Origin of the sequence: Pectobacterium jejuense, assembly GCF_026800125.1 — a bacterium.
In the GTDB taxonomy this organism is placed as follows: Bacteria; Pseudomonadota; Gammaproteobacteria; order Enterobacterales; family Enterobacteriaceae; genus Pectobacterium; species Pectobacterium jejuense.
Genome location: NZ_JAPQKX010000009.1, coordinates 63,612 through 78,898, shown reverse-complemented (window position 1 = coordinate 78,898; position 15,287 = coordinate 63,612). Strand labels below are relative to the sequence as shown.

At 42.6% G+C, this 15,287-nt stretch carries 16 protein-coding genes and 2 pseudogenes; 5 read left to right on the top strand and 13 right to left on the bottom strand.

Translation table 11 applies throughout. The annotated features are described in order from the left end of the window. Positions 1 to 83: 83 nt before the first annotated feature. Together dut and coaBC are read right to left on the bottom strand one after the other, a co-directional pair. Positions 84 to 542, bottom strand: coding sequence for a dUTP diphosphatase (dut, locus tag NXT09_RS16715; RefSeq protein WP_010285710.1), 459 nt, complete (start codon positions 540 to 542; stop codon positions 84 to 86). Then, positions 520 to 1,797 (bottom strand): bifunctional phosphopantothenoylcysteine decarboxylase/phosphopantothenate--cysteine ligase CoaBC, encoded by a 1,278-nt coding sequence (coaBC, locus tag NXT09_RS16710; RefSeq protein ID WP_370690962.1) that lies wholly within the window; start codon positions 1,795 to 1,797, stop codon positions 520 to 522. The genes dut and coaBC overlap by 23 nt, the downstream gene beginning before the upstream one ends. A gap of 153 nt (positions 1,798 to 1,950) precedes the next feature. Here coaBC and radC point away from each other — a divergent pair, with 153 nt between their 5' ends. The 5 genes from radC to NXT09_RS16685 all read left to right on the top strand — a co-directional run bounded on the left by radC (position 1,951) and on the right by NXT09_RS16685 (position 5,352). After that, positions 1,951 to 2,616 carry a RadC family protein gene (radC, locus tag NXT09_RS16705; RefSeq protein ID WP_268580618.1) on the top strand — a complete coding sequence of 222 codons (666 nt, stop codon included), beginning with the start codon at positions 1,951 to 1,953 and terminating at the stop codon, positions 2,614 to 2,616. A gap of 237 nt (positions 2,617 to 2,853) precedes the next feature. Then, positions 2,854 to 3,090 (top strand): 50S ribosomal protein L28, encoded by a 237-nt coding sequence (gene rpmB, locus NXT09_RS16700; protein ID WP_005967968.1) that lies wholly within the window; start codon positions 2,854 to 2,856, stop codon positions 3,088 to 3,090. A gap of 11 nt (positions 3,091 to 3,101) precedes the next feature. Beyond that, complete coding sequence (gene rpmG, locus NXT09_RS16695; RefSeq protein ID WP_002208990.1) at positions 3,102 to 3,269, top strand: 50S ribosomal protein L33; 168 nt, start codon at positions 3,102 to 3,104, stop codon at positions 3,267 to 3,269. Positions 3,270 to 3,498: 229 nt separating this feature from the next. Beyond that, entirely contained in the window at positions 3,499 to 4,308 is an 810-nt protein-coding gene (mutM, locus tag NXT09_RS16690) for a bifunctional DNA-formamidopyrimidine glycosylase/DNA-(apurinic or apyrimidinic site) lyase (RefSeq protein WP_268580606.1), read from the top strand. A 66-nt stretch (positions 4,309 to 4,374) separates the two neighbouring features. Continuing rightward, on the top strand, positions 4,375 to 5,352 hold the full coding sequence (locus tag NXT09_RS16685) for a glycosyltransferase family 9 protein (protein ID WP_268580604.1): 978 nt from the start codon (positions 4,375 to 4,377) through the stop codon (positions 5,350 to 5,352). An 8-nt stretch (positions 5,353 to 5,360) separates the two neighbouring features. Here NXT09_RS16685 and coaD read toward each other — a convergent pair whose 3' ends face one another. From coaD to waaO, 11 genes and pseudogenes are all read right to left on the bottom strand, one after another. Next, a complete protein-coding gene (gene coaD, locus NXT09_RS16680) occupies positions 5,361 to 5,840 on the bottom strand; it encodes a pantetheine-phosphate adenylyltransferase (RefSeq protein ID WP_268580602.1) in 480 nt (159 codons plus the stop codon). Positions 5,841 to 5,878: 38 nt separating this feature from the next. Continuing rightward, entirely contained in the window at positions 5,879 to 7,156 is a 1,278-nt protein-coding gene (gene waaA / locus NXT09_RS16675; protein WP_119880669.1) for a lipid IV(A) 3-deoxy-D-manno-octulosonic acid transferase, read from the bottom strand. 188 nt (positions 7,157 to 7,344) lie between these two features. Continuing rightward, positions 7,345 to 8,238 carry a glycosyltransferase gene (locus NXT09_RS16670; protein ID WP_268580599.1) on the bottom strand — a complete coding sequence of 298 codons (894 nt, stop codon included), beginning with the start codon at positions 8,236 to 8,238 and terminating at the stop codon, positions 7,345 to 7,347. A gap of 56 nt (positions 8,239 to 8,294) precedes the next feature. Beyond that, positions 8,295 to 9,059: a glycosyltransferase family 2 protein gene (locus NXT09_RS16665; RefSeq protein ID WP_268580597.1), complete on the bottom strand. Its 765-nt coding sequence runs from the start codon at positions 9,057 to 9,059 to the stop codon at positions 8,295 to 8,297. A 607-nt stretch (positions 9,060 to 9,666) separates the two neighbouring features. After that, on the bottom strand, positions 9,667 to 10,788 hold the full coding sequence (locus NXT09_RS16660) for a DegT/DnrJ/EryC1/StrS family aminotransferase (RefSeq protein ID WP_268580595.1): 1,122 nt from the start codon (positions 10,786 to 10,788) through the stop codon (positions 9,667 to 9,669). A gap of 112 nt (positions 10,789 to 10,900) precedes the next feature. After that, a pseudogene (locus NXT09_RS16655) lies at positions 10,901 to 11,063 on the bottom strand (IS630 family transposase); the annotation flags it as partial. A 2-nt stretch (positions 11,064 to 11,065) separates the two neighbouring features. After that, positions 11,066 to 11,214, bottom strand: a pseudogene (locus NXT09_RS16650) (IS630 family transposase); the annotation flags it as partial. A 59-nt stretch (positions 11,215 to 11,273) separates the two neighbouring features. After that, complete coding sequence (locus tag NXT09_RS16645) at positions 11,274 to 12,194, bottom strand: WavQ (RefSeq protein WP_268580593.1); 921 nt, start codon at positions 12,192 to 12,194, stop codon at positions 11,274 to 11,276. Between the two features lie 31 nt (positions 12,195 to 12,225). After that, entirely contained in the window at positions 12,226 to 13,158 is a 933-nt protein-coding gene (locus NXT09_RS16640) for a WaaS/CpsH family glycosyltransferase (protein ID WP_502929065.1), read from the bottom strand. Between the two features lie 57 nt (positions 13,159 to 13,215). Then, positions 13,216 to 14,217: a glycosyltransferase gene (locus NXT09_RS16635; RefSeq protein WP_268580589.1), complete on the bottom strand. Its 1,002-nt coding sequence runs from the start codon at positions 14,215 to 14,217 to the stop codon at positions 13,216 to 13,218. 43 nt (positions 14,218 to 14,260) lie between these two features. Beyond that, entirely contained in the window at positions 14,261 to 15,280 is a 1,020-nt protein-coding gene (waaO, locus tag NXT09_RS16630) for a lipopolysaccharide 3-alpha-galactosyltransferase (protein WP_268580587.1), read from the bottom strand. Positions 15,281 to 15,287: the final 7 nt, after the last annotated feature.

Genomic DNA, 15,287 nt, shown 5'->3' with positions numbered 1-15,287 from the left:
CTGACAAGCACCCGTTAGCGCCACAGTCGTGATAACACGCTGTGGCTTATAGGAATTTTTACACTATGGGTGGCTGGATCGCGTTAGCTACGGCCGGAGTGGCCGAAGCCGCCTTCTCCACGTTCGCTGCCGACAAAATCTTCGACCAGATTAAATTCGGCCTGAACGACGGGCACAAAAACCATCTGTGCGATGCGCTCGCCCGGTTCAACCGTGAACGTTTGTTGACCACGGTTCCAGACGGAAACCATCAGTTGTCCCTGGTAGTCCGAATCAATCAGTCCCACCAGATTCCCCAGCACCACACCATGTTTGTGGCCCAGCCCGGAGCGGGGCAGGATAACCGCCGCCAGCCCGGTATCGGCAATGTGAATCGCCAGCCCGGTTGGAATCAGCGTGGTTTCCCCTGCTTTGAGTTCAATCGCCTGATCCAGACAGGCACGCAGATCGAGCCCAGCAGAACCCGGTGTGGCATAGGTTGGTAACGGAAATTGTTGCCCAACACGCGGGTCAACAATCTTAACGTCGATTTTTTTCATCATAACGGCTGATAATCTCGTCGATTAATTTTTGGCCAAGAAGACGCTTGTCGCACTGCGGCAACGGCGTGTCTCCACCTTGCCAAAAAAGGTGTAACGCATTGGTTTCACTGTTAAAACCATGCCCGGAAAGAGAGACGTTGTTCGCGCAAATCAGATCCAGCTTTTTACGCGCCAGTTTTTGCCGGGCGTATTCTTCCACATTCTGGGTTTCGGCAGCAAACCCGACAACATAAGGACGATTTTTCGTCATGGCTGCGACACCGGCGATAATATCTGGATTTTTGACCAGAGTGAGAGTCATTTCATCGCCCTGCTGGTTCTGTTTTTTAATCTTCTCATCGGCGATGTGTTTGGCGCGATAGTCGGCAACCGCCGCACAGCCAATAACAATGTGCTGCTGGGCTGCGAGTTCCATTACCGCGTGCTCCATCTCCAACGCGCTGCCGACATCAATGCGCGTGACGCCCTGCGGTGTAGCAAGCGAAACGGGGCCGCTTACCAGTGTGACATTCGCGCCACGGGCGGCAGCGGCCTGTGCGATAGCAAAGCCCATTTTGCCGGAGCTGTGATTGGTGACAAAGCGAACCGGATCCAGCGCTTCCCTCGTCGGCCCGGCGGTGACCAGAATGTTCAGATGTTGCAGATCGTTGATGGCAGAAAAATGACGCTGCGCCAGCCCGACAATCTCCATTGGGTCGATCATGCGGCCCGGTCCAACATCGCCACACGCCTGACTGCCGCTATCCGGCCCCCAGATCGGTAAACCGCGCACGGCCAGCGTGCGCAGGTTGTCCTGCGTGGGTTCTGCGCGATACATCTGCTGATTCATCGCAGGGACAACGGCGATAGGGGCGGATGTCGCCAGACAGATCGTGGTTAGCAGGTCATTCGCCATGCCGGCGGCGACTCGTGCGATCAGATCGGCAGTCGCCGGGGCGAGAATGACTAAATCAGCCCATTTTCCCAACTCGATGTGGCCCATTGAGGCTTCTGCAGCGGGGTCAAGCAGGTCGTCTGAGACCGGGTAGCCGGAGACTGCTTGCAGCGTCAGTGGCGTGATGAAGGCTTTAGCGGCAGAGGTCATGACAACTCGTACGTCGGCTCCGCCATCGCGCAGGCGCCGCACCAGTTCCGGGCACTTATACGCGGCGATGCCGCCGCTGATACCCAGCACGATTCGTTTGCCGGAGAGTGCATTCAGGCTGGAAAATTCCGTCATCATCATGGTCCGATTGAAAGTCAGAAGATGCGTCATTTTACCATAACCTTGCAGCCAGATAGGAATCTTAAGGTGGTTACCGTGGTTTCCCTAAGAAGATTGCGAAGCGCTTCGCAGCCTTTTATCGCCGGTGTCGTCCTGCTTTTACGGGCGTGACATGATGCCGTCGAGCGGTATAGGGAGAAGGTGATGGGCTGGGAAAAGGGATTGGCACCGCGTGAAAAACTGGTGCGTTTAGGGGCTGAATCACTGACGGATGTTGAATTGCTGGCGATTTTTTTGCGCACGGGGCTACCGGGCGTGCATGTGATGCAGCTGGCCGAGGATTTACTGGCGCATTTTGGCTCGCTCTATCAACTGATGGCGGCCGACCAGTCGGCGTTTCATCATGCCAGAGGCGTGGGGATATCAAAATTTACGCAGCTCAAGGCGATCGCAGAGCTGTCGCGGCGGCTATTTTTCTCTCGCCTGGCGAAAGAGGACGCCATGCTGAACCCGGAAGCGACCGGCCAATATTTGCAGCTGCTGTTGTCTCGGCGTGAGCGTGAAGTTTTTTTAGTTCTATTTTTGGACAATCAACACCACGTTATTCGCCATCAGGAGATGTTTGTTGGTACGATTAACAGCGTGGAAGTCCACCCGCGTGAAATTGTGCGTGAAGCGCTAAAAGCAAATGCTGCTGCGCTAATACTGGCGCATAATCATCCGTCGGGAAAAGCGGAGCCGAGTCAGGCTGACCGTGCGATAACCGAACAGATTGTTAAAGCCTGTCTGTTAATGGAGATCCGCGTGCTCGATCATTTGGTTATTGGGCATGGCGAATACGTTTCTTTTGCCGAGCGTGGCTGGATTTAACAGATATTTCCGCGATCCAATGGGATCTTTAGCTGTTCGGGACTTGAGCACTTACGCTTCAGAGCGTATACTACGCCACCTTTGAGAATCTTGGGTGTGGCGTTAAGAGCCTATCTCAGCAGGTTTATCCTGATGACAGAGTCTTTTCAGTGAAGTTGCTGAGATGGGCTCTAAAGCCTGACGAGGCGGCCAAACCCTATACGAAGCTCGAGCTGATTTGATTTTTGGAGAATAGACATGTCCCGAGTCTGCCAAGTTACTGGCAAGCGTCCGGTGGCCGGGAACAACCGTTCCCACGCACTGAATGCGACCAAACGCCGTTTTCTGCCGAACCTGCATTCACACCGTTTTTGGGTTGAAGGCGAGAAGCGCTTTGTAACACTGCGTGTATCTGCTAAAGGTATGCGTGTTATTGATAAGAAGGGTATTGAGACGGTTCTGGCCGATCTGCGTGCCCGTGGTGAAAAGTATTAAGGAACTGAATCATGGCTAAGGGTGTTCGCGAGAAGATCAAGCTGGTTTCTTCTGCTGGTACTGGTCACTTCTATACCACTACGAAGAACAAGCGTACTAAGCCGGAAAAATTGGAACTGAAGAAATTCGATCCAGTTGTCCGTCAGCACGTTCTCTACAAAGAAGCTAAAATTAAGTAATTTCTGCTTCTTGATAAAAACCCGGCCTTGGTCGGGTTTTTTTTCGCCACATGCCAGCCAGCATGTCGATTTGATTTAACGGTTTTGTGTTAAATACAGTGGATAAAATACGCCAGCAGTGACCCTATTTCTCATCGTATCCCTGTCTTGCGGGTTGTCACAGAGGGTATCCTGTTGTTTATGAAAACGTTGTTTATGCTAACGTAGCCACCTTTATCAGGAGACGCACATGCCTGAATTACCTGAGGTTGAAACCAGTCGTCGGGGAATTTCACCGTATCTTGTCGATCACACCATCCTTTATGCTGAAGTGAGGAACTCACGCCTGCGCTGGTCAGTATCGGCTGAGATTCTCTCGCTGAGCGATGAGCCGGTGCTCAGCGTGCGTCGGCGGGCAAAATATCTACTGATTGAGCTGACTCGCGGTTGGATTATTGTGCATCTCGGCATGTCTGGCAGCCTGCGGGTATTGCCGGAATATAGCGAACCGGAGAAGCACGATCATGTCGATTTGGTGATGGATAGCGGTAAGGTGCTGCGTTATACCGATCCCCGGCGTTTTGGTGCCTGGCTGTGGACGGATAATCTGGAAACCTGCTCGGTATTGGCGCATCTCGGGCCAGAACCCTTAGAGGCGGAATTCTCTGCCGATTATCTTTATCAGGCCTCACGTGGTAAAAAGACGGCAATCAAACAGTGGATTATGGATAACAAAGTCGTCGTCGGCGTAGGCAATATTTACGCGAGCGAATCGCTGTTTGCGGCGGGTATCCATCCTGACAGAACTGCAGGATCGCTAAATGAAAACGACGCTGCCATATTGGTGGGCGTGATTAAACAGGTGCTACAGCTTTCGATTGAGCAGGGTGGCACGACGCTGCGTGACTTTTTGCAATCAGATGGCAAACCTGGTTACTTCGCGCAGGAGCTGCGAGTCTATGGCCGCAACGGTGAACCTTGTCGGACATGCGGAACGCCGATAGAAATCGCGAAGCATGGGCAGCGCAGCACATTTTTCTGTCGCCGCTGCCAGAAGTAATCGGTATTGTGGATAAAAATTCAGATAAGTAACAATGCCGATAATGCTTATGAAGGGAAAAGAAGTATGCAGCGCATTTTGTTGATAAGAATCGATTTCCTAGGTGACATGGTATGCACTACAGCATTGATTCACTCTCTGAAAAGAAAATGGCCGGCTGCTGAAATTCATGTACTAGCGAACAAATATAATTCATGCGCGCTTGAAGATAACCCAGACATAAAAGAAGTGCATCATTATGTTTACAGTAAAAGCCGAGAGAGAAATAACCGCAGTGGTTTAATCAGCTCATTAATCGATAAGTTTCTACTGATTACTCGCTTAAAGTGTTTAAATTTCGATTTGCTGATTATCCCTAATGGTGGGATGAGTAAGAATGCGATCCAGTTCGCTAGATGGATGAATATTCCTGATAAGCGGTGGCACACGGCTGAGACCGAGTTTGACGATCGCAATATCAAACATATTGCTAACCGGCCAATAAAGCATGAAGTATTAGCGGGGTACGATTTAGTGCCTGAGCTTGGTGTGACGAGCACTGATGATTTACGGCTGTATGTTTATCCTAAACCAGAATTAAAAAAACAATGGTCAGAAAAATTAAAAAATAACGGTAAAGCGAATATCGGATTTTTTATATCAAATAAAGCCCATGAGCGTAGCTGGCCATGGGCGAATTGGTATTTACTAGCTAAGTCACTTGGTGATGACTTCAATATTATTATTTTCTTTCATCCAGATAATGAGAAGCTGGGGAAAGATGCGCTTAATGGTATTACCGTCCAGTGTGCCAATACAGAAACAGTGCCTGACCTCATCGCAGCGATGAGCCAATTAGATTTGGTGGTTTCGGCTGATAGTGCACCTGTTCATCTTGGTGCGGCGTTGCAGATACCAGTTGTCGGTCTATTCGAAGCAAGACCAGAGAAATACTTGCGTTGGTATCCGATTGGTGTCAATCACGTCTTGCTGCATTCAGGCAAATGCATCGACAGCATTAGTGTGGCTGATGTCAAAGAGGCCGTCATTTCTCTTATCCCGTAAATGAACTATCAGCGGAGCTTTTCCATTAAGGCACTAACGATGGCGTCGGGTAAGAAATGCGATACATCACCGCCGTGACGAGCCACTTCTTTGACCAGAGAAGATGAAATAAATGACCACTCTTCCGATGGCATCAGGAAAACGCTTTCGAGGGTAGGCATCAGGTGGTGATTCATTTTTGCGAGCTGGAGTTCATATTCGAAATCGGCAACGGCTCGCAAACCACGCACAAGAATGTTGGCTTTTTGCTGTTGTGCGAAGTGCACCATAAGATCGCTGAAACCGACCACTTCGACGTTCGATAAATGTTGCGTCGCACCTTTTGCCAGCGCCACGCGTTCATCCAGAGTGAAAAGCGTATGCTTGCTCGGGCTTGCAGCGATGGCCAGCACCACATGGTCGAACAGTCGTGATGCACGCGTCAGCAGATCCAAATGACCATTGGTTAATGGATCGAACGTTCCAGGATAAATAGCTTTTTTTATCATCACGTTAGCCCTTCATTCACTGTCTTGGTAGCGCTGCTTTACTGTGTCCGCTGGGGTAAATAAGGTTCCAGTAGCGTAAGCAGCATCTGTAGTGCACCTTGGTTTTGGTGTAACACTTCCACGGCATGTCGACCATAGTAAAGACGATAATCTTCGTCAGCGAGCAGTTTCCCGACTTCTTTTCCAAGTGAGTCTGCATCGGTCACGGTAATCAGCCCGTCGGCCTGATCGAGTTTGTTGCAGATATCTTTGAAATTGAACGTGTGTGGCCCCATCAATACCGGGATAGCATGAGCTGCCGCTTCTAGCGGGTTATGCCCGCCTCGTTCAACCAAGCTTCCACCGACAAAAGCCAGATCGGCGATGCCGTATAACAGCATCAGCTCGCCCATGGTGTCCCCAATGACGACCTGCGTGTTTGCAGGAGGCTGTTCACCACTGCTGCGCAGCGTGTAGGTGAATCCCAGATTCTCTGTCAGCGCCTGCGTGGTGGCGAAACGTTCCGGGTGGCGAGGCACAAGAATGAGTAGTAAGTCAGGGTAGGTGGCAAGCAGCTGTCGGTGAGCGGCCAGAACGATCGCTTCTTCACCTTCGTGCGTACTGGTGGCTATCCATACCGGACGGTGTGGCGCCCACTGTCGACGTAATGTAATGGCTCGTGCCGCCAGTTCTGGCGTCACGGAAATATCAAATTTGAGGCTGCCAGTCACTTTCAGGCTGGAGCGCTTCAGGCCAAGATCGATAAATCGATTCCCGTCTTCCTGATTCTGGGCGGCAACGAGGGTAATGCGCCGCAAGATATGGCGCATGAGTTTCCCGATCTTTTTATAACCCGCAGCAGAACGTTCTGACAGCCGGGCATTCGCAATGACCAGCGGAATGTCGCGCTTGTGTAGCTCTGCAATCATATTTGGCCACAGTTCGGTTTCCATAATGATGACGATTTTCGGGCGAACTTGGTCAAAAAAACGTTTCAGGGCACAGGGCAAATCATAAGGCAGGTAAACGTGATAGACCGTGTCGCCAAACGCTGAACGCACACGCTCGGAACCGGTTGGTGTCATGGTTGTTACTGTGATCGGCAGATTGGGGTAACGATGGCGCAGCGCTCTCACTAAGGGAATGGCGGCCAGCGTTTCACCCACCGACACCGAATGCAGCATGATACCGTCTGGCTTGACCTTCTCTGCACAAAAACCGTAGCGTTCACCCCAGCGCCGACGATAGGCAGGCGCTTTGCGACCGCGAAGCCACAGGCGAAGCCAAATCAACGGTTGGATGAGGTACAGGATAATGGTGTAGAGAGTTTGTAGCATAAGGTTTACTGTTATCGGTTATCGCTAGGGTGATTTTATCGGGTTCGTGAGGATAAGGCTATGTTCATAATGCAGTGGAGTATCTCAGATTCGCCTGTATTACATGGCAGCACGTCATAGTTCGTTGCCACGCTGATATTCGCTGCCTTAAACGGATACCAACGTGGCATTTACTGATTCGTATGTGCTTATCTGGCAAGGGGGCTAAAAAGATAACGGAACCACCACAGCGGTCTCCACCATTTCTTCTCTGGAGGGAGGTTTTTGGGAACAAGGTTATTCTGGTATTTCATCTCCCAGGTAAAATTAAGAAATATACGACTATGTCCATATTCTGAACCAAATAGCGAACATTCTTGTTTTTTACGCAGGTCAATAGGCGTATTCGCGGTCAGATCGCGATTTAATGAATGATAACTTTTTTTGCGATCCACATTCCTTTCAAAACAGCGAATATTCTTCGGCAGATAGCGTTGTTTAGAACCGTGATATTTATGGAATTTTACAAACCGGAAATCTTCGGCACCATAGTTACCAGCAAACTCTTCATCATAACCCCAAAAACGCATAAATCTGGCACGGGACATGAAGAAGGTATTGGAATGACCATGATAGCGATCGCCAATATTATATGTTTTTCCTCTATCAACGAAACCATTTTCGCGGCATTCATGATAGATCTTATAAAAATTTCTATTTGGGTTTTTGTGATTTATAAGATAACGAAAAGTGTTTTCTGGTAACTCTTGATCGAGATCGAGAACAATTATTTTATCTGATTTTGCATAGGTAACACCGAGATTACGAGCACCCGCTTGATTCCAGCGAATATCTTCTTTTATGCGTAACCAAGTGATGTTTAGCTGGTATTCACCGGTTTCATACTCAACAGGTGAGCCATCATCAACGATAACAAACTCAACTACCTCACGAATGTCTGATGGAAGTTTTTCATACTCCTTCAATAAAGTAAAAACGGATTGGGGATCATTCTGGTTACAATAAAAATGCGTGATGTAACTGAGTTTGATGTGTTGTTTATCAAGATGATGACGTTGAGCGATAGAGTAATTATTTTTCATTTTCAACTTTATTTGATTATCAGTTATTCTCAGGAGTGAATAAATTTAAAATAGGACTACTTTTTCTTATTAAGAGACCATAATTCTGTATACTTGTTAAATGTATATTGAGCATTAATAAATGCGAGAAGTAATCCTTGTTTCCCATCTAAAAAGCCAGCCCTAAAGAGCCAGGTTTTTAAGAATGAGAAGAGGGTATGAGTAAATATCTCAGCATAGTGGCAAGATCTTCCATTTTCATGGCGTTCTTTTGCCCATGCAGAAGCATAACGTAACTGCTTTCCTTGAAATGCTGAGAAATCGCGGCAGGTTAAATGCTGAAGATCTCCAGATAAATGTTGAACAGGAGCATCGCCGCAATCCAATGATTCATGCACGTTGTTGTTATTATACTGGTAGTGTTTATTTGCATAGAGCCGGAGTACCTTATCGGGATACCAACCACTATGTTTCATAAAGCGACCAAGAAAGAGATTTCGCCTCGCACAGGAGTAGACGACTTTATCGTCTAGATGGGATTGGCGTAACATGCTTTCAATTGATTGACGTAGTTCAGGCGTTATTCTTTCATCGGCATCAATAAAGAATATATAGTCTCCGCTAGCATAACTCTGCGCACGCTGCCTTTGTTTGCCATATCCCGGCCAGTCATCGTGTTGGTAGACTTTTGCACCATATCGATGAGCTATTTCTACCGTAGAATCGGTGCTGCCAGAATCGACGACAATGATTTCATCGGCCCAATTAGCGGATTGTAGGCACTCTTCTATTACTTCGGATTCGTTTTTGGTGATTATAAGTATGGATAGATTTTTTCTCAAGGGGAACTCTCTATCGATATAATAGATCTACATTTTGTAAGTAGGGGGGATTTATTATGGTCTACCCACTACTTGGATTGAATAAATTAGGTATCTTAATTTATATGACTATAACAACGTCGGCATCTGAGAAATACACATACTTGGATGATTTTTCAATGCACGCACTATGATGATTATTACCTCAAACTCCCAATCATCATAATTCCGCAGCGTTATGGTGCGAGTTCGCTTTCGCTGGGTGTGGTGGTGTCAATAATTACGGCCAGTAGTGCCCTGGTTGACTAGTAGTCTGTAGTTTTTTTCGTTACCACGGGTACGGGTTACACTTTGTGTTTAGTCCAAGTACGATGTTGAGTCCAAGTACGCCAGTTATAGAGGGTAGATTCCTGTTGCACAATGAGTTGCTCGTCCTGCCATTCATTTTTTAATGGGATGACAACGATGCTGACACTGAGGGAAGCACTATATGAAACTATAGCGCGGAATCATCAGCACCGGTACATGCGGCAGTGACTGGAACCGATAAATCAATTTATGACTGCGGCCCCACCGTTCCCTGATCATAAACATCGGCTGGGATAAAGTGGAGCGATAATATACGAAATTATTTAGTATGTGAAAATTTCTTAATTAAACTAGTTATTCTATGTAAATCATCTTTGTTTAGCGCTGGATAAATAGGAAGGCAGATGACTTTTTTAGCTATGGAGTTTGCTATTGGAAGATTACTTTCGCTAGCCGATGGCATTCCTCTATACATAGGGAACTCGCTAATCAATGGATAGAAATACCGTCTTGAAAAGATATTGTGATCTTTCATTTTCTCATAAAGTTCATCCCTGCTTAACGGATAATCTTTCTCTATCAATATAGGGAAATATGAATAGTTAGAGGTAGACTTAGGTACGGGGGATATAATGTTTATTCCTTTTATTTCCTTCAGTTGATTCCGGTAAAATTCATCGATCTCTTGGCGTTTTATTATGACATCGTCAATATGTTTTAATTGCAACAGACCGAAAGCAGCATTGATTTCACTCATTTTACCGTTTATACCAGGTGCAACAACGGTTGTTTCATCAATAAAACCAAAGTTTTTAAGACGATCTATACGTAGTTTTGTCTTAGCATCTGGAGAAATAATTGCGCCACCTTCAAAAGTGTTAAACACTTTTGTTGCATGAAAACTTAGCACACTCAGGTCACCATATCTTAAAATACTTCCACCTTCATCTTCCACTCCAAATGCATGTGCTGCGTCGTAAATAACTCGAAGGTTATAATTATCCGCAATAGATTGTATCCCTGTGGTGTCACAGGTATTCCCATAACAGTGAACAGGCATGATGGCTGTTGTTTGTGGAGTAATGGCTGCTTCAATTTTACTCGAATCTAGATTGAGTGTAATAGGGTCAATATCAACAAAAACGGGCTTTAAACCATTCCAAAGTAAAGAGTGTGCGGTAGCAACAAAAGAATAAGGTGTGGTGATAACTTCACCTGATACCCTCAAAGACTGCAATGCAGTTAATAATGCAATAGTCGCATTATTAAATAATGAAATATATTTAACACCTAAATACTCGCATAATGACTCTTCTAATTTCACATGCATTGGACCACCGTTAGTGAGTATTTTGTTATTCCATATCTCTTCTAAATATGGTGTGAATTCACTTAACTTGGGTAAATAGGGTTGAGTTACGAATATGTTTTTATTAGTCATGATGTTTCCAAGATTTTCTCATTGCTGATGAAGATAAGGCTTTTTTTTAAATAAAAAGCAGCCAATAGATCATGAGAGTAATATATCATATAGATGATATACCCAATAAATTTCAAGATGTATGCCTGAGCACTCGAAAGTGATCGTTAATTCTGGGTATGAGTGATTCCAATATTGCTGGCAGTGTGGTTGAGAAAAAATTGAATATAACATCCCGAAAATCTCGAATGTTATTCAAAATAGTGACTATTCCGCGCATGCTCGTTCATCACTTTCTTTGCGCAATCATCGCAGAGATCCAATCCTCTGAGGCAGTAAGGACAGCTTTAATGCGATCACCAACACGCTATCACGACTGCTGTCATGAATGTATTCAAGTTCAGCTTTCTGTTCGTCGGCGATAAATATCTTTATAGCAGGGAGCATGATCTACATGTGGGATGAGATAAAGCATCGTCAATGATCACGGGTATATATGTATTAAATCAATCAAATTCTCTTTTTTTGAAGAAATCTAGCATTTCACGCACACAGATTTTTACATTATTTTCTGAGTTTTTATGTTCTGCCTCGATACGCTCAAGAACTTTTTCTTTTGTTTCTGATGCCCATTTCTTCTGTTCTTTTGTTAGCCCGTAACTAATGCCATAGCGCTCCTCTATATTAGGGAACCACTCATCAATAGACTTATTATCTTCGGGAATAACAATAGATTCACACCCACACAAAATTGCAAAAATAGAGTATGCAGTATAATCATCATAACATATAAATTTCTTCGATCTTTTAAATATATCGGCTGTTTCTTGATGCGTTAATCCATCTAAAAGAATAGAATCTTTACTGTGCACAGGCTTTTGGGGGATTCCTTTCCTTATCATATGGCAAGATGGAATATCCCGTTCTTTCGGAAGATTATTTAAATTATAAATATCTAGTGGATAATGGATTACTTTCATTTCATTTTTCGATAAATAAGAACCTGGGTAATGAAAATCACTAATGCCAGAATGGATTTTGAAGTATAATTCATCGGATGAATAGTTTATTTCTTTCGTATGGAACCCAGGGTGATGTAAAAACCATCTAACAACATTCCTTGCTTTAAGTGGATTGCCAGACACGACCTCAGGATAAATAACAATACATTTTTCGAGATGTCGCTTAGAAATAAATCTAATCAACGGGCTATTAAAGTTTTTGTTGGTTTTATACTTTTTATATAAAAACTTCAATCTTTTTATATGAAACTTTATACTATCTATTCTACTGCTTGATGCTTTCTCAAGCATTGGATACATAAAAGCACTTACGCCTATTTCATTCAAGATATGACATAGTTTATGTAATAGAATAACACCGCCACTGCTGTCTGTGTATTCGGGGGATACAATTATAATTTTCATGTAATTAACTTATATGATTTTTGAGGTGTTTTTAAGCTGTTATTTTTTCTAACATAAAATCTGAAGTGTATTTAAAAATGAACTTACTTTCAAAATGGTTATTGTTATTAGATAAAAACAAAGGCATTCTTTCGTAATCGTCATAACCAATAATAAATATCATATCTGAAGAATAAAAATCATATTTTAATATATCTTTATTACTGGTTATTAATTTTTTGTTAAATGCTAAGGCTTCTATAGCTCGTAGTGTCAAACCGCGTTGCGAGTGATGGTTTATTTCTATGATAACGTCGCAATTTCTCACCATAGAAATATTTTCATGATAACTTATAGACGTGTTTTTACAAAATTCTGGGTATGAATCGCTTATGTTCTTCTCATCATAAAGATAAGCATTCATAGTATATTCACATTTTTTTATGTGTTGGTTAATATCTATTAATATTTCCTCCCGCTCTTTTCTATACTCACCAACGAAAAAACATGATTTTTTTTCTTTTCTTTCTTGGTCATCATTTTTTCTTAAGTTTATTACCTCATCAGAGGTAAATGGTATAAATTGATCTAAGAATTCAAAATTATACTTCTCGCAATCATTTCTGTCGAAACTATAAATCTTATCAAAATAAGGAGCTACTGCTGTTACAAAATCATCATCTTCCTTGAGCCATCTTTTCTTTATTTTCATTTCGTTTTCAAGATGGAATATGGTATCTCTGACGACTAATATTTTCTTAGCATTAACTTTTTTTATTATATCCAGACACCCTAGTATGCTGTATCCATTACAAACTAGGATGTCGTCTTCTTTTACTTCTCTTAATTTAAAAAATAAATGGATTTTTACAAAAAAAGAATTATTAAAATTATATTTTTTTAGGAGTATGTTTTTTTTTGTAAAATGCTTCATGACATTTCTTTTATGTATTACATGATATTTATCATGAAGCGATTGTAACATGAGTATTTCATACTCAGCATTCCATTCTATAAAGAACACAGTCATAGTTGGTTTTCGCTATCGAATTTGGTTGAATTTTAATCTGCTCAATATACCCTTTATAAATTTATTTTGTTTAAATTCATGTTTTGATTTTTTCTTCCATTGAGCGGCGTTCATCGGCGGCAATAGTTTCTTATCTTCCCATGTGGATTCAGCATGAGCTACTTGGAAAAATTGTGCTGAAGGGTATGAACTCCATTCATGCCATGGTTTTGTTATGCCAACGTAGTGTATGAATACCGTTTCATTTTTAATTGTTTCCCGATATAAATTATGTGTTCTGTCGTGTAGTTCGCTCTTTAGAGTAAAGATACAGTTAAATTCTCTAGGCAAATATATTAATTTCCCAAATAATAATATATTTAGAGCATCTTGGTCTTGATATTTCAAGATATTACTTTTTTCTGGATCGCTTAATAATGAGATTGATTTTCTTGTGAGATCATTTTTTTTCCATTCATCCAGGTTCATCAATAGAAACCCTGCATTGAAGTAACGACCTTGAATTTCTGAGATGTCTAATCTTTTCGCGGCAACAGCTTGCATTGCTTCTATATCTGGGACTACTGCTGCAAAATGCTCATCGAGATCAAGTGCTGTAATATGAGAAATAGAGCCTTTACATATAATATCTGCGTCAAGATAAAGTAGCTTATTTATTTTCTCGCTTAAAAAATCAAATATTATAAATCTAAAATAGGTTGATAGTGGCCATGTTTCTGTCGGTAAGTTTGAAATGCAATTGGGGTTTGTTAAATAAATATCGATAATAACCCCAAATTTTTTACTTAACTCCGTAGCTCTAGTAGTGTATTCGTCATCAATATAATCAGTGAATATGTGAAAATTAAGATCTTTTTCCTTGTTGTTTATAATTACTGATGTCATTGATATGGCGGCACCAAATAAAAAATTCTTATCTACACCATAAGCAATATGAAATGATTTTTCTGGTTTAATGTTTTTTTCATTAATGCTAATGTGTTTTTCTATAACTGTTTTTTTATCAAAATACATTTCTATTCTCATTTTTATTAAACTGTTTATGGAAAGAATACAGCTAGTTTTTAGATACTTTCCTATAGAAATATTTAAGATAGCTAATTATACCTAATAAAATATAATTGCTATGGAATTGATGTTTAGCACAATATCTCATATTACTTGTGGTTGTTGCTTGCAGTAAGGGAGACTGATTCCACGGTGATGCGCTTTTAGCATCTAGAAAATACTCTGTGCAAGCGTAATGTTCAGCCCACTTATGCCAAGGCTTTGTCGGCCCGATATAATGAATCATAATCGTGTCATCCTTTATAGGGTTGACTGGCTTAGGCTTACTAAGTTCATAATTAATGCTATATTGAGTGTTGTACTTTTTATCAAGCCATATTGTTTTATCTATAAGCAAGATATTCAATATGTCTTGATCAAGATAAGATATTTTTGACTTTACTTTCTCATCGGCAAGAAGCGACATAGCCTGTGAACTAATATCGTTTTTTTGCCATTGTGCGAGATTGATGTATAAGAATCCAGCATTAAAATATCCGGCATTGATTCCCGGTTCATCAAGCGCTTTGGCTCGTTTTTCCCACCAAACCTTGTCTTCTTCTGCGACTACTGCCGCAATATTTTTGTTGAATTCGATGCCTAACAGCTCGTGTAATGAGCCTTTGCAAATAATGTCAGCATCGATATAAAGAAGCGTTTCAATTTCTGGATAAAGTAAATCGGCAATCACAAAGCGAAAATAGGTGGCGTAAGACCAGTTTTTGGTGCTGGGAAGCGATTTCAGTTCATCGCAATTTACAATATAAAGACTAATATCTGCATTATATTGAGTGCTGAGGTTTTTAAATTTTTTCTCTTCATCATCACTTAATGAGTCAGTGAATATATGAAAGGAAAATTTTATGTCAGGGTTGTGGAGCAAGATTGATGCTGCTGAAATGGCGCAGCCAAACATAAAATTTTTATCAATACCGTAAGCGATATTTAGCGTATCGGATTCTGAATTTTCCGCTAAGGGGTGAATAAATGAAACTTTTCTTTTTATAACACCTTGCGATGAAAAATACATAGTGAAC

Excerpts from the sequence above, each read along its gene's own strand:
- dut (WP_010285710.1), bottom strand. The coding sequence starts at position 542 with ATGATGAAAAAAATCGACGTTAAGATTGTTGACCCGCGTGTTGGGCAA.
- coaBC (WP_370690962.1), bottom strand. The coding sequence starts at position 1,797 with ATGACGCATCTTCTGACTTTCAATCGGACCATGATGATGACGGAATTT.
- radC (WP_268580618.1), top strand. The coding sequence starts at position 1,951 with ATGGGCTGGGAAAAGGGATTGGCACCGCGTGAAAAACTGGTGCGTTTA.
- rpmB (WP_005967968.1), top strand. The coding sequence starts at position 2,854 with ATGTCCCGAGTCTGCCAAGTTACTGGCAAGCGTCCGGTGGCCGGGAAC.
- rpmG (WP_002208990.1), top strand. The coding sequence starts at position 3,102 with ATGGCTAAGGGTGTTCGCGAGAAGATCAAGCTGGTTTCTTCTGCTGGT.
- mutM (WP_268580606.1), top strand. The coding sequence starts at position 3,499 with ATGCCTGAATTACCTGAGGTTGAAACCAGTCGTCGGGGAATTTCACCG.
- NXT09_RS16685 (WP_268580604.1), top strand. The coding sequence starts at position 4,375 with ATGCAGCGCATTTTGTTGATAAGAATCGATTTCCTAGGTGACATGGTA.
- coaD (WP_268580602.1), bottom strand. The coding sequence starts at position 5,840 with ATGATAAAAAAAGCTATTTATCCTGGAACGTTCGATCCATTAACCAAT.
- waaA (WP_119880669.1), bottom strand. The coding sequence starts at position 7,156 with ATGCTACAAACTCTCTACACCATTATCCTGTACCTCATCCAACCGTTG.
- NXT09_RS16670 (WP_268580599.1), bottom strand. The coding sequence starts at position 8,238 with ATGAAAAATAATTACTCTATCGCTCAACGTCATCATCTTGATAAACAA.
- NXT09_RS16660 (WP_268580595.1), bottom strand. The coding sequence starts at position 10,788 with ATGACTAATAAAAACATATTCGTAACTCAACCCTATTTACCCAAGTTA.
- NXT09_RS16645 (WP_268580593.1), bottom strand. The coding sequence starts at position 12,194 with ATGAAAATTATAATTGTATCCCCCGAATACACAGACAGCAGTGGCGGT.
- NXT09_RS16640 (WP_502929065.1), bottom strand. The coding sequence starts at position 13,158 with ATGTTACAATCGCTTCATGATAAATATCATGTAATACATAAAAGAAAT.
- NXT09_RS16635 (WP_268580589.1), bottom strand. The coding sequence starts at position 14,217 with ATGTATTTTGATAAAAAAACAGTTATAGAAAAACACATTAGCATTAAT.
- waaO (WP_268580587.1), bottom strand. The coding sequence starts at position 15,280 with ATGTATTTTTCATCGCAAGGTGTTATAAAAAGAAAAGTTTCATTTATT.